The organism is Mesorhizobium caraganae, from assembly GCF_016836705.1.
Taxonomy (GTDB): domain Bacteria; phylum Pseudomonadota; class Alphaproteobacteria; order Rhizobiales; family Rhizobiaceae; genus Mesorhizobium; species Mesorhizobium caraganae.
This window is the reverse complement of record NZ_JAFCGY010000027.1, coordinates 50,795-67,865: the sequence shown is the minus strand read 5'-3', so window position 1 is coordinate 67,865 and position 17,071 is coordinate 50,795. Positions and strand designations below refer to the sequence as shown.

At 63.5% G+C, this 17,071-nt stretch carries 14 protein-coding genes, 1 pseudogene and 1 riboswitch; of the genes and pseudogenes, 8 read left to right on the top strand and 7 right to left on the bottom strand.

Translation table 11 applies throughout. The features are described 5' to 3' along the window. The 4 genes and pseudogenes from JQK88_RS28550 to JQK88_RS28535 form a co-directional block, all read left to right on the top strand. Nucleotides 1–591: pseudogene (locus JQK88_RS28550) on the top strand (helicase); the annotation flags it as partial. 76 nt (nucleotides 592–667) lie between these two features. After that, entirely contained in the window at nucleotides 668–1,054 is a 387-nt protein-coding gene (locus JQK88_RS28545) for an Hsp15 family ribosome-associated heat shock protein (protein WP_203280179.1), read from the top strand. A 150-nt stretch (nucleotides 1,055–1,204) separates the two neighbouring features. Beyond that, nucleotides 1,205–1,543, top strand: coding sequence for a ferredoxin FdxA (gene fdxA / locus JQK88_RS28540; RefSeq protein ID WP_142869280.1), 339 nt, complete (start codon nucleotides 1,205–1,207; stop codon nucleotides 1,541–1,543). Nucleotides 1,544–1,914: 371 nt separating this feature from the next. Next, nucleotides 1,915–2,496, top strand: coding sequence for a CarD family transcriptional regulator (locus JQK88_RS28535; protein WP_112559634.1), 582 nt, complete (start codon nucleotides 1,915–1,917; stop codon nucleotides 2,494–2,496). 126 nt (nucleotides 2,497–2,622) lie between these two features. Here the strand turns inward: JQK88_RS28535 and JQK88_RS28530 are convergent, their stop codons facing one another. The 3 genes from JQK88_RS28530 to JQK88_RS28520 form a co-directional block, all read right to left on the bottom strand. Next, nucleotides 2,623–3,390, bottom strand: coding sequence for an amino acid ABC transporter ATP-binding protein (locus JQK88_RS28530; protein ID WP_112559635.1), 768 nt, complete (start codon nucleotides 3,388–3,390; stop codon nucleotides 2,623–2,625). Next, nucleotides 3,387–4,067, bottom strand: a complete 681-nt coding sequence (locus tag JQK88_RS28525) for an amino acid ABC transporter permease (protein ID WP_192247526.1) — start codon at nucleotides 4,065–4,067, stop codon at nucleotides 3,387–3,389. Before JQK88_RS28525 ends, JQK88_RS28530 begins: the two co-directional genes overlap by 4 nt. A 144-nt stretch (nucleotides 4,068–4,211) precedes the next feature. After that, nucleotides 4,212–4,985 (bottom strand): amino acid ABC transporter substrate-binding protein, encoded by a 774-nt coding sequence (locus JQK88_RS28520; protein WP_192247523.1) that lies wholly within the window; start codon nucleotides 4,983–4,985, stop codon nucleotides 4,212–4,214. A gap of 400 nt (nucleotides 4,986–5,385) precedes the next feature. Here JQK88_RS28520 and JQK88_RS28515 point away from each other — a divergent pair, with 400 nt between their 5' ends. Then, on the top strand, nucleotides 5,386–6,249 hold the full coding sequence (locus tag JQK88_RS28515; RefSeq protein ID WP_203280178.1) for an RNA polymerase factor sigma-32: 864 nt from the start codon (nucleotides 5,386–5,388) through the stop codon (nucleotides 6,247–6,249). Between the two features lie 166 nt (nucleotides 6,250–6,415). Then, nucleotides 6,416–8,752 (top strand): caspase family protein, encoded by a 2,337-nt coding sequence (locus tag JQK88_RS28510; protein ID WP_203280177.1) that lies wholly within the window; start codon nucleotides 6,416–6,418, stop codon nucleotides 8,750–8,752. A 60-nt stretch (nucleotides 8,753–8,812) separates the two neighbouring features. On the opposite strand, the gene JQK88_RS28505 is transcribed toward JQK88_RS28510, so the two are convergent. The 4 genes from JQK88_RS28505 to thiB form a co-directional block, all read right to left on the bottom strand. Next, entirely contained in the window at nucleotides 8,813–10,219 is a 1,407-nt protein-coding gene (locus JQK88_RS28505) for a M48 family metalloprotease (protein WP_246750080.1), read from the bottom strand. A gap of 336 nt (nucleotides 10,220–10,555) precedes the next feature. After that, nucleotides 10,556–11,308 carry a thiamine ABC transporter ATP-binding protein gene (gene thiQ / locus JQK88_RS28500; RefSeq protein ID WP_192247610.1) on the bottom strand — a complete coding sequence of 251 codons (753 nt, stop codon included), beginning with the start codon at nucleotides 11,306–11,308 and terminating at the stop codon, nucleotides 10,556–10,558. A gap of 8 nt (nucleotides 11,309–11,316) precedes the next feature. Further along, on the bottom strand, nucleotides 11,317–12,894 hold the full coding sequence (gene thiP / locus JQK88_RS28495) for a thiamine/thiamine pyrophosphate ABC transporter permease (protein WP_312037342.1): 1,578 nt from the start codon (nucleotides 12,892–12,894) through the stop codon (nucleotides 11,317–11,319). A 181-nt stretch (nucleotides 12,895–13,075) separates the two neighbouring features. Further along, the gene (thiB, locus tag JQK88_RS28490; protein ID WP_192247508.1) at nucleotides 13,076–14,083 is read right to left on the bottom strand and encodes a thiamine ABC transporter substrate binding subunit; all 1,008 of its coding nucleotides are present in this window, start codon (nucleotides 14,081–14,083) and stop codon (nucleotides 13,076–13,078) included. Nucleotides 14,084–14,127: 44 nt separating this feature from the next. Continuing rightward, nucleotides 14,128–14,244: riboswitch (TPP riboswitch) on the bottom strand. 183 nt (nucleotides 14,245–14,427) lie between these two features. On the opposite strand from thiB, the gene JQK88_RS28485 reads away from it, so the two are divergent. Both JQK88_RS28485 and JQK88_RS28480 read left to right on the top strand, forming a co-directional pair. After that, the gene (locus tag JQK88_RS28485) at nucleotides 14,428–15,087 is read left to right on the top strand and encodes a thiamine diphosphokinase (protein WP_192247505.1); all 660 of its coding nucleotides are present in this window, start codon (nucleotides 14,428–14,430) and stop codon (nucleotides 15,085–15,087) included. A 1-nt stretch (nucleotide 15,088) separates the two neighbouring features. After that, nucleotides 15,089–16,909, top strand: coding sequence for an ABC-F family ATP-binding cassette domain-containing protein (locus JQK88_RS28480; RefSeq protein ID WP_192247502.1), 1,821 nt, complete (start codon nucleotides 15,089–15,091; stop codon nucleotides 16,907–16,909). The last annotated feature ends 162 nt before the right edge of the window (nucleotides 16,910–17,071 follow it).

The following is a 17,071-nucleotide window of genomic DNA, read 5'->3' as shown; positions in this document are numbered from 1 at the left end:
GCAGGTCGTGCTGACGCCGCCGACGCTGAAGATGCAACTGACGACGCGGGCGCTGCCCCCACCCCGGCGCTGCGCGCCGACCCTCCCCACGAGGGGGAGGGTGGAACTGGCGAAGCCGTGCCAGAGGCTGAAGAACCAAAACCGATATTGTTGTGGCGGCAGGGCCGTTTCGAGCAGCGCCCGCGTCATCGCCACGAAAACCGCAGGGACAATCGCCCGCGCAACGGCCAGGCAGCCCGGACCGATGCGCCTGCCGACGCTGCTGGCGGACAGCCAGCACCGGGCGGGCGGCCGGCCTATCAGGGCCGGCGCGACCAGCGCGACGGTGCCGCCAAGCCGCGCTTCGACCGCTCGAAATTCAAGCCCAAGCCGCAGGCCGAGGGCGAACAACGCCGCGACGGCAAGCCGCAAGGCGAGCGTCCGCGCGAAGGCCGCCCCGACTGGAAAGGCGGCAGGCCGGAGGGCAAAGGCGGCCCACAAGGCGGCAAGCCGGCCTTCCAGGCCAAGCCGCGCGAGGAACGGCCGGTGCGCTTCGATCCGGACTCACCCTTCGCCAAGCTCGCCGCCTTGCGCGACCAGCTGAAGAAGTAGGCTCGGAGCATGATCCCGAAAAGTGGGAACCGGTTTTCGGTCAAGATCATGCTCCAACAAGAGATAGCTCGCTGCGATGGTTGCTGAGGGTCGCCAGCGCATCGACAAATGGCTGTTTTTCTCGCGCGCAGTGAAATCGCGCTCGCTGGCGGCCAAGCTGGTGGTCGCCGGGCGCGTCCGCATCAACAGCGACAAAGCAGCGCAGGCCTCGGATCTGGTGAAGGCCGGCGATGTTTTGACCATCACGCATGAGCGCCGCATCTTCGTCTGGAAGGTGCTGGCTACAGGTGTGCGACGCGGCCCTGCCGAGGAAGCGCGCACGCTCTATGAGGATCTGTCACCGCCGCCGGCGCCGAAAGGCGAGGCTGTTGCCGATGCCATTCCCGCGCTGCGCGAGGCCGGCAGCGGCCGTCCGACCAAGAAAGAGCGCAGACAAACCGACCGCCTGGTCGGCGAAGACTGAAGCCTTGTCGGTGTTTGCCATGCCGGTGATCTGCAATCCCATTTCGGAAGCGCCGGTGCCGCCAGGCATGGCCGCCCTTGCAAGCGGCAGGCAAAGGGGTTACCTCACCAAAAAAGCCTATTAAAAAACGGGACGTCCCGGAGCCGACCAATGACCTATGTCGTGACCGACAACTGCATTAAATGCAAGTACATGGACTGCATCGAGGTCTGTCCGGTCGACTGTTTCTATGAAGGCGAGAACATGCTCGTCATACATCCCGACGAGTGCATCGACTGCGGCGTCTGCGAACCGGAATGCCCCGCCGATGCGATCAAGCCCGACACCGAACCCGGTCTCGACAAATGGCTGCAGGTCAACACCGAATACGCCGAGAAATGGCCCAACATCACCGCCAAGAAGGAGCCTCCGGCCGACGCCAAGACCTTCGATGGTGAGACCGGCAAGTTCGAGAAATACTTCTCCGCCGAACCGGGCGAAGGCGACTGACTGAGAGGCCCATTGAGCCGTCATAACGTTGCGTAACGCGCATCATGGATCAACCGCCTTGACAGGCGGCGATGTCGCTCGGCCTGCGCGTTTGCAGCAAAACCTTGATTCTTCCTACTTTTTGTGCTACATCAGCTGAAACATGCCGGTGACACAACGTCGATTTATGGCGCAAGCGCCCCAAATCACTGAAAGGTGAAATCCCCAATCGGACCAGAGCAATTTGGGCCAGGCAGTCGCTATGTACGCGGTTTGCCGGTCCCGGCTTTTTCCGATGGGTTCATCTGTTGTGCGGCTAACGATCGGTGTCCCCGGTCGCACGCGTTCGGACCGGCAGGCCGCCGGTACCACAACAAGGAGTTCAGGGCGTAATGGCAACGATCACCCCGCAGAAGAAGTCCACCGCGGCACGTCACGGTTTCAAGACCGGCGAGTACATCGTCTATCCGGCGCATGGCGTCGGCCAGATCGTCTCGATCGACGAGCAGGAAGTTGCGGGCCACAAGCTGGAACTGTTCGTCATCGACTTCCAGAAGGATAAGATGCGGCTGAAAGTGCCGGTCGCCAAGGCGACCTCTATCGGCATGCGCAAGCTGTCGGAAGAGGATTATGTCGAGCGCGCGCTGAAGGTCGTGCAGGGTCGCGCCCGGGTCAAGCGCACCATGTGGTCGCGCCGCGCCCAGGAATATGATGCCAAGATCAATTCGGGCGACCTGATCTCGATCTCGGAAGTCGTGCGCGACCTCTACCGCGCCGACAACCAGCCGGAGCAGTCCTATTCCGAGCGCCAGCTCTATGAGGCGGCACTCGACCGCATGGCCCGTGAGATCGCAGCCGTCAACCGCATGTCGGAAACCGAAGCCGTGCGCCTGATCGAGGTCAACCTCAACAAGGGCCCTAAGCGCGGCGCCAAGGCCGACAATGAGGAATCCGAACAGGAAGAAGCTGCCTGATCGCTTTCACATTTCAATTCATGAAAAACCCGGCCTCGCGCCGGGTTTTTTGTTTTTGGGCCTGAGGTGCGGCACGCCCCCACCCGGACCTTCGGTCCGACCTCCCCACAAGGGGAGGTAGAGGGCTCAGCCGCCGGCTTCCTTCGCCGCTTCCTGCTTCAGTGTTGCGATAAAGCGCTTCGTCCGTTCGCGCTCCGGATTGCTGAACACCACGGCGGACGGCCCCTTCTCGACGACCACGCCAGCGTCGAGAAACACCACTTCTTGAGCGATCTTCGAGGCGAGGCGCAGGTCGTGCGTCGCCATCACCATGGTCGTGCCTTCGCTGGCGAGTTTTCCCAACACGTCGACGACTTCCTGTGCCAGCTCAGGATCGAGCGCCGAGGTCGGCTCGTCGCAGAGCAGCACCTTGGGCGACGGCGCCAGCGCGCGGGCAATCGCCACGCGCTGCTGTTGGCCGCCCGACAGAGTCGCCGGCCATGCATCGGCCTTGTGCGCCATGCCGACCTTCTCGAGCAGCGCCAGCGCCCGCTCACGCGCCTTTGCCGTTGGCCATTTCAGCACCGTCACCAGCCCCTCCATGACGTTCTCAATGGCGGTGCGGTGCGGGAACAGCTGGAAATTCTGGAACACCATGCCGGTCTGCAGCCGCAGGCGCTGGATGTCCCGACTGGGGATCTTGATGCCGGGACGGAATTCCAGCGTCTCGTCGCCGATGCGCACCGTGCCGGATGTCGGGATCTCCAGCAGGTTGATACAGCGCAGCAGCGTGCTCTTTCCCCCGCCGGACGGACCGACCAGCGCGGTGACGCTGCCTTCGGCAATGGTGACCGTTACGCCCTTCAGCACGAGATTGTCGCCGAAGCGCTTTTCGATGTCGGTGAGGCCGATCATGAGCGCGCCTCCAGGAAGCCGCCGTAACGGTTGAGCCGTTCCTCCAGCCGCGTCTGCAGGGCAGACAGCACCGAGCTCATTGCCAGATAAAGGATCGCCGCCTCGACATACAGGATCAGCGGCTCATAGGTGGTGGCGACGATGCGCTGCGCTGCCTGGAACATTTCCGGCACGGTGATGGCGGCGGCGAGCGACGTATCCTTGACCAGCGAGATGAAGGTGTTGGACAGCGGTGGCACCGCGACCCGGCCGGCTTGCGGCAGAATGGTGCGCCGCATCGCCTGGCTCCAGGTCATCCCGATCGAATAGGCTGCCTCCCACTGGCCCTTCGGCACCGAGCCGATCACCGCGCGAATGATTTCGGAACTGTAGGCGCCGATGTTGAGGGTGAAACCGATCAGCGCCGCCGGAAAGGCATCGAGCAATATGCCGACCGAGGGCAGGCCGTAGAAGATCAGGAACAGCTGCACCAGAAGCGGCGTGCCGCGAAAGATCCAGACATAGAAACGGACCACGGCAACCAGCGGCTTCGGCCCGAACAGCCGCACCAGGGCGACAACCAGGCCGACGAACAGGCCGAGCGCAAACGACAGCAGAGTCAGCGGCACGGTGAAGATCAGCGCCGCCCACAACAGCGTCGGCAGCGAGTCCAGCATCAGTTGCAGCCAGTGCGGCACGAGCGGCTCCTCTCCTTGCAAATGCCGTCTAGACCGGTCGGGCAGTGCAATTGTGCAGTTGTCATATCATGCGAAAAACGGCGAGCCGTCAAAGACGGCCCGCCGCTATTGTGTCGTTGCCGGCAAACCGCCGGGAGACCTTCGTTACTGCGAAACGTCCTGGCCGAAATAGGTGTCGGCGATCTTCTTGTAGGTGCCGTCGGCCTTGATGTCGGCCAGCGCCTTGTTGATCGCGGCCACTAGCTCCGGATCGCCCTTGCGCACGATGACGCCGGAATAGTCGGCGTTTTCTTCCTGCGCGGCGATCTTCACATTGGCGTCGGGCTTGTGCTTCTTGAAGTCGAGGAAGGACAGGCTGTCATTGATGGTGGCATCGGCGCGACCGGTGAGCAAAAGCTGGATCGACTGGTCGAAGCCGTCGGTGCCGACGAGTTCGGCGCCGTTGGTCTCGGCGAGCTTGCCGAAATTCGAGGTCAGCGACTGCGCCGCCTTCTTGCCCTTGAGATCGGCAAAGGTCTTGATGTCGGTGTTGTCGCCGCGCACGATCAGCACCGCCTTGGAAGCGATGTACGGATCGGAGAAGTCGTACTTGGCCTTGCGCGCGTCGGTGATGCCGACCTCGTTGATGACGGCGTCATAGCGGTTGGCGTCGAGACCGGCGATCAGCCCGTCCCATTTGCCTTCGAGGAACTCGACTTTCACGCCAAGCTTGTCGCCGATCGCCTTGGCGATCTCGACGTCGAAGCCGACCAGCGCGCCGGCATCATTGTGATAGGTGAAGGGCGCATAGGTGCCTTCGGTGCCGACCTTGATGGTGCCGGCCTGCTTGATCTGGTCGAGGTTGGCGCCGGCATGGCCGGCTGTGACAGCCAGAACCTGCAGCGTTCCGGCGACGATGAGCGAATTGAGCCATTTCATTTTTCTGTGATCCCGTCCTTGGCCGGTGTCCGGCGCTTGTGAGAGCCGGAAACTGACAGATGGAGAGCCGCAAAATAAGGAACCAGATTTCAAAAAAATGGCGATCCAGAAATCAGATTCTCAAAGTAACTCGGATTGGTGCCGATCGCCCCGTTTTGTGCTGTCGGCGCGGCCTGTCGGATAGCATAAAACAACCACCATCGGCGGCGGAACCAATCCCCGGTGTGGCACGTTCATGGCCTGTTGTAGGGCGCTGCATTTCCATTTCAAGAACCCTAGCTGCGCCAGAGCCAAAGCAATTCCAGGAAAAGTGGGAAACCGGTTTTCCGTCCGGGATTGCGTCAAGATAGAGCCAGCGGCCGCCAGGCCGTCCGAAAATGTCCGGGAGCAGGAGCGCGGCATGATCGAAGACACGGCAGGACGGACCATGGTCCGCGCGGCGATGAAGGCCCCCTATCTCGAGCGCGACGAGGAACACGTTCTCGCCTTGCGCTGGAAGGAAGACCAGGACCAGCAGGCGCTGCACCAGATTACCGTCGCGCATATGCGGCTGGTCATCTCCATGGCTTCGAAATTCCGCCACTACGGACTGCCGCTCGGCGATCTGGTCCAGGAAGGCCATGTCGGGCTGCTGGAAGCGGCCGCGCGCTTCGAGCCGGAGCGCGAGGTGCGCTTCTCGACCTATGCGACCTGGTGGATCCGCGCCTCGATGCAGGATTACATCCTGCGCAACTGGTCGATCGTGCGCGGCGGCACCTCTTCGGCACAAAAGGCGCTGTTCTTCAATCTGCGGCGCTTGCGCGCCCGGCTGGCCAATGGCGCCGAGCCGATCTCCAACGCCACGCTCTATCGCGAAGTCTCGGTAGCGCTCGGCGTCTCCGAGGCCGATGTGGCGATCATGGATTCCAGGCTTTCCGCGCCTGACTCCTCGCTCAACGCGCCGCTCGCCGACGACAGCGGCACCACCGAGCGCATGGACTTCCTGATTTCGGACGATCCGCTGCCGGACGAAGTCGCCAGCGACACCATCGATTTCGAACGCCGCCTGCTCTGGCTGAAAGCAGCGCTCGGCGCGCTCAATGCCCGCGAACTCAGGATCATCGAGGAACGCCGCCTGACCGACGAGGGCGCTACGCTGGAAGCGCTCGGCGAGACGCTCGGCATTTCCAAGGAGCGTGTCCGCCAGATCGAGGCCCGCGCCATGGAAAAGCTGAAGGTCGCGCTGGTCAAGCAGAACCCGGAATTTCAGACGCAGGCAGCCTGAAATTTCCGGTTGGCGGCAGTATTAAGATATTTTCCGATCAGCATATAAGACCAGCACATCAGATTTCCTCGCCTCTCATTCGCAGATTGTGAATTCTTTAACAGACCTGCTGAGCTGCAGGGTGTCTGTTGGGGTTCACCAGATCATAGCGGATGAGGATTTTGCCATGTCGCGACTCTGCGTGTTTCTTGCAGCTTTGATCCTTGTGACCCTGACGACTTTCGAGGCTAATGCCGATCGAAAGGTTGCTTTTGTGATCGGCAATTCCAAATACCGGGAGCTTCCGGCGCTCAAGAACCCGGACAAGGACGCCGGAGACATCGCAAGCACGTTCCGGACGGCCGGCTTCGACGTTTTCGTCGCCAAGGATTTGACCAGGCTTCAGTTCGAGGTGCGTTTCCGCACCTATCTCGCGGCGGCCGACGGCGCTGATCTCGCCGTGGTCTATTATTCGGGTCACGGCTTCCAGATCGGCGGCGAGAACTTTCTCATCCCGGTCGACGCCACGCTTAAGGATGCGGCCGACGTGGAAGTTCAGGCAATCAAGCTCGACGACATGTTGCAGCAGTTGCGCTCGAAATCGAAAATCCAGGTGATCATCCTCGACGCCTGCCGCAACAATCCTTTTCCGCGTAAGAACTATTGGCTTCGCGACCAGCTGATCGTCGCCAGCGGTAGCGGGTTGGCGCAGGTGAAGGGGTCTGAGAACGCGCTGATCGCCTTTGCCACCGAGCCGGGAGCCGTTGCCTATGACGGGAGCGGCAATCTCAGCCCATTTTCCTCCGCCTTCTCCCGTCGCGCGTTGGCGCCGAACCAGGAGATCAGGGCTGTCATGGCCGCCGTGCGCCGCGATGTGGTCAAGGCAACCGGTGGCAAGCAGGTTCCATGGGAAAATTCCTCGCTTCTCGACGATGTCTTTCTGATGCCCCGCGCCAACCGCCCGGCGCTCCCGCCGGTGCTGGAGAAAATCGTGCCGTCCGGCATCGGGCCAGTCGCGCTGGATCTGCCGGCGCCAGTAGACGTCGATGGTGGCGCGGTCAGCGTCAGCATCGAAAGCCTGCCGGCACTCGGACGGCTGACGCTTGATGGCAAGCCCTTGGCCATGGGCGAAAGGATCGAGGGTACCGACCTGCCGCGTCTGCGCATGGACGCCCCCGAATTGGCGGGTTGGCAGGAACAGGTGGATACGTTGGCCTACACCACGCACAACGAGTGGGGTGGCGAATCCCAAGGCGTTCTGTTGTTGCGGATCAGAAACGGCGCGGGCGCCGAGGGCAAGCAACTCATGGCCTCAATCGCCGCCGAGCAAAAGCAGGCGGTGGTTGAGCGCGGCATTCGTATCGCCGGCGCCGCCGAAGCGATCGAAAACCGCAACATCGAAATCCCCGTCGGCGTCGGCCCGATTCCGCTCAAGCTGGATTTCCCGGCCAAGGACCCGTCGATCACCGTGAAGCTTGCAAGCTATCCGGCAACCGGGACACTGTCCCTGCCAGACCGCATCCTGTCGCCTCAATCGAGCCTGATGGCCGACGATGTCGACAAATTGCGCTACGAGCCGCAGATCGGTTCCGCGACGCCGGTCGAGATCGGCTTTCAGATCCGTGCCGAGGACGCATCGAAGCAGGCGACGCTGAAACTGTCCCCAAGCGTCGATCCCTGCGATCGAGTGGCTGGCGAACCTCTCGACCTACAAGGCATTGTCCCGGGCCGGTTGGCGAACGAGATTGGCGACGACGCGGTTGAGCTCTGCCAGGCCTCGGTGACGGCCTATCCAGAGATTGCCCGCTTCCGTTACCAACTCGGACGGGCGTTGCTGGCCTCGGGTAAGGTCAATGAGGCCAGGCAGGCAATCCAGCAGGCCGCCGACAAGGGATACGTCCGCGCGGTTTTCGCGCTCGGCTCCATCGTCTCGTCGGGAATAGGGACGGCCGCGGATCCCGGACAGGCCAACCGCTTCTATTCAGACGCATCCGAAAAGGGTGACCCCTACGCCATGACCGCGTGGGGACGCACCCTGTTCAATGGCCGCGGCGTCCAGCGCGATGCCGCCAAGGGATTGGACTTGCTGCTCAAATCCGCGGCGATGGGGCATATCGATGCCATGAACGATCTCGCGTCGATCTTCATGGAAGGTCGCAATGGTGTTCCGGCTGATCCGGACCGCGCGCTCGCCTTCTTCAGAGCCGGAATGGAGCGTCAAGAGATGTATTCCCTGGGTGTTCTCAGCACCCCGAAGCGGGTCGCCTTGGCGATTCCGGCGTGCAAGGTACGGCCCCCGAAAATCATCACGAAAATAAAGGTAGTTCCCATACCCGCGCCAAGACCGAAGGCCCCGAAACCCGTGCCGCAAACCGGCCGGGCGGCCTGGAGCGGCAACAACGGTGATGGTTCCGAGCGCCGTGCTTCAAATCCTGGTGGTGGTGAGAACACCAGTAGCGAAGGCACTGACACCGGTACCGGTACCGGTACCGATACCGACACGAACACCGACAGCAATCTCTGAGAGTGGCAGTGATCTGAACTCTACATCGCACGCGCAGACACTATCGAACCGGCTGCGCTGCTACTTGTCCGTAACGATCTTGACCTTGTCGCCGGCCGAAACCGAGGCGCCCGGCGACATCGCGTTGAGCACCCTGAACAGATCGAGCTTGCGGTCGACACCGACCATCTGCGCCGACAGCGAGCCCATCGTCTGGCCGGCCTGAACGGTGACGACGCGGATATGCAGCGGCTTCAGAGCCGCCTTTTCGGCCGCACTCAGGATGCGGAACGAGCCGCTGACCGAGCGCGCCACCGGATCGAGTGTGGTGCTTGCCGAGGGCGCCGCCGTCAACAGCCGGTAGACCTGGCCGCCGGCACGGATTACCGCAATGTCGAACTGCCACCCATCGGCGCCGGCATGCGCGGTCGCCGCCTCATTGCCGTTGATCGTCTCCTGGCGCACGCTGGTCTCGTCGAGACCGGCCACCCAGCCGCTTCTGATATAGTCGGTGAGCGCACGATCCTTGTCGATCGACACGCCGTCGAAGCGGATCGCCATGTCGCCCGGCCCGGTCGCCGTCACCGCTGCGGCCGTATTGTCGATGATGAAACCGTCCGGCACGGTGAACGATACGCCGAGCCCCGGATGCAGGAAGGTCTGGCCGCGCACATAGCCTTCTTCCGGCGTGTCGCCGTAGAGCAGGCCGTCAATGCCAGCCAGGAAGGAATCGCGGTCGCGCGTGCCGACGCCCGGCGCACCGAACTGGCGGGCGTGGCGCTGCGCCAGATCGATGCGCTGCGGGGTGTTGGGGTGCGTGGCCAGGAAGTCGAGGCTGGCATCGGTGGCGCCGCTGATCGAGCGGAAATCGGTATAGGCCGACATCGACTGCAGGAAGCGGCCGGCGGCATAGGGATCGTAGCCGGCTTCGCCGATCGACTTGATGCCGATGGCGTCGGCCTCCAGCTCCTGGTTGCGCGAGAACTGCGCCAGCCTGAGCTTGCCGCGGATCAATGCCGCCTTGGCGGTCGGGCTGTCGCCGAGCACATCGGAAACCACCTTGGTCGCCAGGCCTTCCTCGGCCTCGAGCTGCTGGCGCTGCAGGCCGTGATTGGCGGTGACGTGACCCATCTCATGCGCGATGACGGCGGCGAGTTCGGCCGAATCATTGGCCAGCGCCAAGAGGCCGCGGGTGACGTAGAGATAGCCGCCCGGCAGCGCGAAGGCGTTGACGTTGGGCGAATTGAGGATGGTGATGCGATAGGTCTGGGTCGGATTGGCCGACACCACGGTCAGGCTGCCGACGACCTTGGCCACCATGCGCTCGAGCTTGGGGTCAGAATATTCCCCGCCATAGGTGGCGAGGATGCGCGGATGCTGCGCCTTTGCGAGTTCGGCGAGCTTGCTGTTGGCGGCGACATTGTCGACGGTGATCGGCTTGTCGGACGGCTGGAAGCCGGATTCCTGCACTTCCGGAGGCGTGAACATCTGGCAACTGGCCAGCGCCACGGCAAGGCCGGCCAGCGCGAGGAAGCGCGCCAGCGGCCTGCGTCTCAAAGTGTCAGTGCCGGTCGACAGCACGGCGTCCCTTCAGCTCTCGGCGCATGACCTGGACCCCAGGGGTCCGCGCCAGCGAAAATCGAGTTTTTCGATGGCAATCCTGCACAAATCAAAAAACCTACAGCGTTTTACACACCCGGATGGATGCGGCGCTGTAGGGGGCAAATCACGGCTCGTGCCGGACCAATACTGGCCGGACCTAGCCACATCAGTTGGACCATGGCAAGCAAGCGCCACATCACCTGTAGCCGGTTTGGTCGTAAATTATGTCCGCTTCCGGGCAATATCGCGTGATCCGCCCGAACTTGCGCCGATATAGCGCCGAAACGCTTCAGGACCAGTGCCGTCGAAAAAATCGGCGGCAGATCCCGTTGACGCAACCCTGCCATTGTCCAGAAAAACCATCTGCTCTCCGATGCGGCGCGCGTCTTCCGGCTGATGCGTGACGAACAACACCGTCATCGCCCGCTCGGCATGGACGCCGGCCACGAGGTCGAGCATGTCGTCGCGCAGTGCGGGCCCAAGAGAGGCGAACGGCTCGTCGAGCAACAGCACCGGCCGGTCGCGCACCAGCACGCGGGCGAGCGCCACACGCTGCCTTTCGCCGCCGGAGAGTTCTCGCGGCAGGCGCTTTTCCTTGCCGGCAAGGCCGACACGGCTCAGGGCCTCGGCGATTGCGGCGCGGTCGGTTTGCGTCAGACTAAGCGACGGCGAGCGGCCGAGCCCGACATTCTTCTCGACAGAGAGATGGGCAAACAGATTGTTTTCCTGGAACACCATCGACACCGGTCGCGCCGATGGCGCGGAAGCGCCGACATCGGCGCCGCCGATCAGAACGCGGCCGGATTGCGGCGTCTCGAAGCCGGCCACCAGGTTGAGCAGGGTCGACTTTCCCGAACCGCTCGCCCCCATGATGGCGGTGATTTTCGAGGCAGCGAATTCGACATCGAACAGGAACGGCGCCTCGCCATAGCTGAACGACACCTTGTCCAGCCGCACGACCGCGCCTTTTTCCATGGCGGAAGTCACGATTTTTCTCCTCGTCCCAACCAATCCGCGGCGACCACCAGAGCCAGGCAGACCGCCCCGAGCAGCAAAGCCAGCCCGGCGGCGTCGGCTGTGCGGTAGCTGCCCATGCGCGCCAAGAGGAGATAGGGCAATGTCTGCACTGAATCGCTGCCGAACAGTGCGATGACACCAAGATCGCCGAGCGACAGCGCCATGGCGAAGGCAAAGCCGGTGGCCAGCGGCCGCCGCAGCGACGGCCAGTCGACCAGCCGCAGCCGGCTCCAGCCCGAAATGCCGAGCTGTGCGCACAGCTTTTCATGGCGTTCGCTTGCCGCATCATAGGCCGGACGCATCGCGCGGATGGCGAAGGGCATCGCCATCACCGCGTTGACGGTGACGACCATGACGGGCGCGATGGCAAAGACGTCGCTAATCGTGCGCAGCAGGAGAAACCAGCCGGCGCCGACGACGATGGGCGGCACGACGAGGACAAAACCGGCGCCTGTGTCGGTGGCATGTTCGAGCAGCGAGCGGACGCCGCCACGGCGGTGTAGGGACAGCGCCCGGCGTGCCATGATCAGCGACAGCGACACCGACACCGAAAGCAGCGCCGCCAGCAGGCCGAGGCCGGCACTGGTCAGCGTCGCCTGGCGCACGGCGCTCTCGCCAGCCAGCCGGCCGAGATCGGCGCCAAGGCCGGATGCGACGGTTGCCGCCATCGGCCCGGCGACGAACAGCAAGGCGAGCACGATCAGGGTGGCGTTGAGCGCCGTTTCAGTTGTGCCGGCCGAGAGATAGCGGCGCGGCGCCACGGGCAGGTTGGCGTCGCCAGTCACATTGGCGCCAAGCCGCGTCAGCGCCAGTACAACAGCGAAGGTCAGCGCGATCTGCAGCACCGTCAGCGTCACAGCACGCGCGGGATCGAAGTCGAAGCGCAGCGCTTGGTAGATGGCGACCTCCAGCGTCGTCGCCGCCGGTCCGCCGCCGAGGATGAGCACGATGGTGAAGGAGGTGATGCAAAGCATGAAGACAAGGCCGGCGATGCCCGGCAGAGCCGATCGCAGCACCGGCCATTCGATCAACCTGAAGGCTGGTCTCGCCCCCATGCCGAGCTGGCTTGCCAGCCGCCATTGATCGGCAGGCACCGTGCCCAGTGCCTCAAGGAACAGCCGTGTTGCCAGCGGCAGATTGAAGAAGACATGAGCGACGAGGATGCCCGACAGGCCATAGATATCGGGCCAGCTTTGGCCACCGATCGCGGCGAAGTAGCCGGCCCGGCCATAGAGCGCCAGTATGCCCAGCGCCGCGACAATGGCCGGCAGTGCCAGCGGCACGGTGAACAGTTGCAGGATGAAACCGCGGCCAAAGAAGCGCGGATGCCGTGACAGAGCACGGGCGACGAAGAGCGCCGGTACGACGGAAAGCAGCGTCGAAAGCACTGCTTGCCAGAGCGTGAAGCGGACGACGCGCAGGAGATAGAGATCGAAGGCGGACGCAGCACCGCGGAGGTCGTGCGCGCCTTCAAGGATGAGGCCGGCAAAGGCGCCGCCGATCAGCAGCGCTATTGCGCCGAGCGCAACGATGCCCGCGGCGATGCGGGGGTCAGAGGCTGCGCGCCTTCCACCCTCCCCCTTGTGGGGAGGGTCGGAGCGCGGATGCCGCGAAGCGGTGTCCGCGAGCCGGGGTGGGGGTGAGGCTGGGTTCAACGTCGCTACCCCCGCCCCGCTCCGCTTCGCGGATCGACCCTCCCCACAAGGGGGAGGGTGAAGAGGGCGCTCACTTGCTCATCACCGCCAGCCACTCATCCACCCAGGCCTTGCGGTTGGCCGCAACCTCTTCCGGGCTGAACAGCAGCGTCTTGGCCGGCTTGACCAGTTTGTCGAAAGCCGGATTGAGCGGCTTGTCGGTTTTCCCCGCCGGGAACATCCAGTTGGTCTCCGGAATGACATTCTGGAATTTCGGCCCGGTCATGAAGGCGAGAAACTTTGCCGCCAGCGGGTTCTTCGCACCCGTGGTGGTGATGCCGGCGACCTCGATCTGCAGATACTCGCCTTCCTCGAAAGACGCCGCCTGGTAGCGCTCGGTGTTTTCGGCGACCATGTGATAGGCCGGCGACGTCGTATAGGACAGCACCATCGGCGCCTCGCCCTTGGTGAACAGGCCATAGGCTTCGCTCCAGCCCGGCGTCACGGTCAGCACCTTTGGCTTGAGCTTGGCCCAGGCTTCCGGCGCCTTGTCGCCATAAACCGACTTCACCCACAAAAGCAGGCCAAGGCCCGGCGTCGAGGTGCGCGGATCCTGGATGACGATCTTGTCGGCGGCATCGCCTTCGACCAGTTCCTTCAGGCTCTTGGGCGGGTTCTTCAGCTTCTCGGTGTCATAGACGACAGCGAAATAGCCATAGTCATAAGGGACGAAAGTATCGTCGCTCCAGCCGCCCGGCACGCTGTTTTCAGCCACCGCGCCATGCGGGACAAACAGGCCGGAGGCCTTGGCCTCGGCAGTCAAATTGGTGTCGAGGCCAAGCACGATATCGGCCTTGGTCGAGGCCCCCTCGAGCTTGACGCGGTTGAGCAGCGCAACGCCGTCGGCGACCGAGACGAAGTCGACGCTGCAGCCGCATTCGGCTTCGAATTCCTTCTTCACCTGCGGACCCGGGCCCCAATCGGCAGTGAAACTCTCATAGGTGTAGACGGTGAGTTTTTCCTGCGCGGACGCAGGCACGGCGAGAAGCGAAAAAGCAAGACCCAGGGCTGGGACAAGACGGGACAAAAACATGCGCATCGGCACCTCCTTCATTCGTGTTTGAAAGGAATTGAGGCGTCGGTCTGTCCGAAGCGTCTAATCCCTCCGCCGGTACAAACCGGATCAGGTTCAGCGGGTTGGCGAGACTGCCTCTCAGCCGACCCACGAAAACATCGCGTTCGGCACCCCGTTAGAGCGTTTCGACACATAGGGCCGGCCAAGGTGCCACGCAAGCGGAACTTTGCCAGAGCATGATCCGAAAAGTGGGAACCGGTTTTCTCGGACAAACGGGAACGGTTTTGTCCGGAGATCATGCTCCAACAAAAAGCTAGCCAAGGCTCGGCCTTCCGTTTCGCCGGCGGGGCTGGTAAGGGCCACCGGATATGAGCACATTCACCATCCTGCTTGGCGGCGATCTCATCCGCACGCCGCGGCTCGACTGCCAGGTCGAAGGCACGCGCGTCATCGCCGCCGACGCCGGCATCGGCCATGCCCGGATGCTCGGCCTGATGCCGGAGCTTTGGGTGGGCGACTTCGATTCCGTGCCCGCGGACCTTCCCGCCGATCTCGCCGCCGTGCCGCGCCAGGTATTTCCACCCGAAAAGGACAAGACCGATGGCGAGCTGGCCATCGCCGCCGCACTGGAGCGCGGCGCCACCAGCCTGGTGCTGGCCGGCGCTTTCGGTGGCAAGCGCGCCGACCATGCGTACCTTCATCTGGCGCTCAGCCTGCGGCTGGCCGAGACCGGCACGAAAGTGCTGTTGACCAGCGGCGCGCAGGAGGGGGTGCCCTTGCTGCCGGGCAAGGCCGGCTTCGACTATGCCGACGGCACGTTGTTTTCCGTGCTCGGCTTTTCCGATCTTTCGGGCCTCACCGTGTCCGGCGCCAAATGGCCGCTCGACCATGTCGAGGTTGCCTTCGGCTCGTCGCTCACCATCTCCAACGAGGTCAAGCCGGAGAAGACCGGGGGCCGGCTCGAAATCGCACTTGGCCATGGCCGCGCGCTGCTGCTCGCTCATCCCTATCCCTTGCCTGAAAGCTGACATGGCCCCGCCCCTTCTCAACCTCGACGGGATAAGACTGACCTTCGGCGGCACGCCGCTGCTCGACGGCGCCGAACTCACGGCATCCGCCGGCGACAAGATCGCACTGGTCGGCCGCAATGGCTCCGGCAAGTCGACGCTGCTGAAGATCGCCGCCGGGTTGATCGAGCCGCAGGACGGCGAAGTCTTCCGCCAGCCTTCGGCAACGGTGCGCTATCTCCCGCAAATGCCCGACATGGATGGCTTTGCCAATGTGCGCGCCTATGTCGAGGCGGGGCTTGGGCCGGCCGACGATCCCTACCGCGCCACCTATCTGATGGAGCATCTAGGCCTCACCGGCACGGAAAGGCCCAACGACCTCTCCGGCGGCGAGGCGCGCCGCGCCGCGCTTGCTCGTGTGATGGCGCCGGAGCCTGATATTCTGCTGCTTGATGAGCCGACCAACCATCTCGATCTGTCTGTCATCGAATGGCTGGAAGAGGAGCTTGTCCGCACCTCGTCGGCGCTGATCGTCATCTCGCACGACCGTCGCTTCCTCGAACGCGTCTCGCGCGCCACCGTCTGGCTCGACCGCGGCCAGACCCGCCGCCTCGACAAGGGCTTTGGCCATTTCGAGGAATGGCGCGACCAGGTGCTGGAAGAGGAAGAGCGCGAGCAGCACAAGCTTGGCCGGCAGATCGTGCGCGAGGAGCACTGGCTGCGCTATGGCGTGACGGCGCGGCGCAAGCGCAACATGCGCCGGCTCGGCGAATTACAGACCATGCGTCAGCGCTTTCGCGGCCATCGCGGCGTCGAAGGCTCGGCCACCATGGTGGCCAGCGACGCCGCCGAATCCGGCAAACTGGTGATTGAGGCGAAGAACATCGAGAAGAGCTTTGGCGACCTCACGGTGGTCAAGGGCTTCTCGACCCGCATCCAGCGCGGCGATCGCGTCGGCCTGGTCGGGCCGAACGGCGCCGGCAAGACGACGCTGTTGAAGATGCTGACCGGCGAGATGAAGCCCGATGCCGGCTCGGTGCGGCTCGGCACCAATCTTGAAATCGCCACGCTCGACCAGAAGCGCGAGTCGGTCGATCCGGCCGAGACGCTGGCGCAATATCTCACCAACGGGCGCGGCGAAAACCTCGTCATCAATGGCGAGCAGCGCCATGTCGTTTCCTACATGAAGGATTTCCTGTTCAAGCCGGAACAGGCGCGCACGCCGGTGCGCGAGCTGTCCGGCGGCGAGCGGGCGCGTCTGCTCTTGGCGCGCGTTTTGGCGCGGCCGGCGAACCTTCTGGTTCTTGATGAGCCGACCAACGATCTCGACATGGAGACGCTGGAGCTGCTGCAGGAACTGGTCGCCGGCTTCGCCGGCACCGTCATCCTGGTCAGCCACGACCGCGACTTCCTCGACCGCACCGTCACCAGCATCATCGCGCCGGAGGGTGGCGGCCGCTGGATCGAATATGCCGGCGGCTATTCCGACATGCTGGCGCAGCGCGGCGGCACCAGACTCGACGACCGCAAGGCTAGGCCAAAGGCTGAGGTTGGCGAAGCGCCGACATCAGCCAAAAGCGAGGCGGCAGCACCGAAAGGCCCTGCGAAGAAACTGTCGTTCAAGCAGAAATTCGCGCTGGAATCGCTGCCGAAGAAGATCGAAGCGGTGGCGGCCTCGATCTCGCGGCTGGAGAACAACATCGCCGATCCCGCTTATTACGAGCGCGACCCCGCCTCATTCCAGAAGACCATCGCCGCCCTCGACAAGGAACGCGCCACGCTGGCAGCACTCGAGGAAGAGTGGCTGGAACTGGAAATGCTGCGCGAACAGATGGGGGGATGAGGAGCGTTCGGCCAAAGGCTGATCAATCGACAACGATTTGTCGATTGAAGCGACGAACGCCCGGAGCCATAGCGTAGGGTCGGGCTCCTTCGCAGTGGTATCGCTGACCATTGCCCCGATGCCGAAATGCGCATACATTATGCGCATGTTGCGGAGGCTACG

Coding starts and splice junctions, on each gene's coding strand:
- JQK88_RS28535 (WP_112559634.1), top strand. CDS start 1,915: ATGGCAACGATCACCCCGCAGAAGAAGTCCACCGCGGCACGTCACGGT.
- thiQ (WP_192247610.1), bottom strand. CDS start 11,308: ATGGAAAAAGGCGCGGTCGTGCGGCTGGACAAGGTGTCGTTCAGCTAT.
- JQK88_RS28545 (WP_203280179.1), top strand. CDS start 668: ATGGTTGCTGAGGGTCGCCAGCGCATCGACAAATGGCTGTTTTTCTCG.
- JQK88_RS28515 (WP_203280178.1), top strand. CDS start 5,386: ATGATCGAAGACACGGCAGGACGGACCATGGTCCGCGCGGCGATGAAG.
- JQK88_RS28505 (WP_246750080.1), bottom strand. CDS start 10,219: ATGTTCACGCCTCCGGAAGTGCAGGAATCCGGCTTCCAGCCGTCCGAC.
- JQK88_RS28510 (WP_203280177.1), top strand. CDS start 6,416: ATGTCGCGACTCTGCGTGTTTCTTGCAGCTTTGATCCTTGTGACCCTG.
- thiB (WP_192247508.1), bottom strand. CDS start 14,083: ATGCGCATGTTTTTGTCCCGTCTTGTCCCAGCCCTGGGTCTTGCTTTT.
- JQK88_RS28480 (WP_192247502.1), top strand. CDS start 15,089: ATGGCCCCGCCCCTTCTCAACCTCGACGGGATAAGACTGACCTTCGGC.
- JQK88_RS28530 (WP_112559635.1), bottom strand. CDS start 3,390: ATGATCGGCCTCACCGACATCGAAAAGCGCTTCGGCGACAATCTCGTG.
- JQK88_RS28520 (WP_192247523.1), bottom strand. CDS start 4,985: ATGAAATGGCTCAATTCGCTCATCGTCGCCGGAACGCTGCAGGTTCTG.
- JQK88_RS28485 (WP_192247505.1), top strand. CDS start 14,428: ATGAGCACATTCACCATCCTGCTTGGCGGCGATCTCATCCGCACGCCG.
- fdxA (WP_142869280.1), top strand. CDS start 1,205: ATGACCTATGTCGTGACCGACAACTGCATTAAATGCAAGTACATGGAC.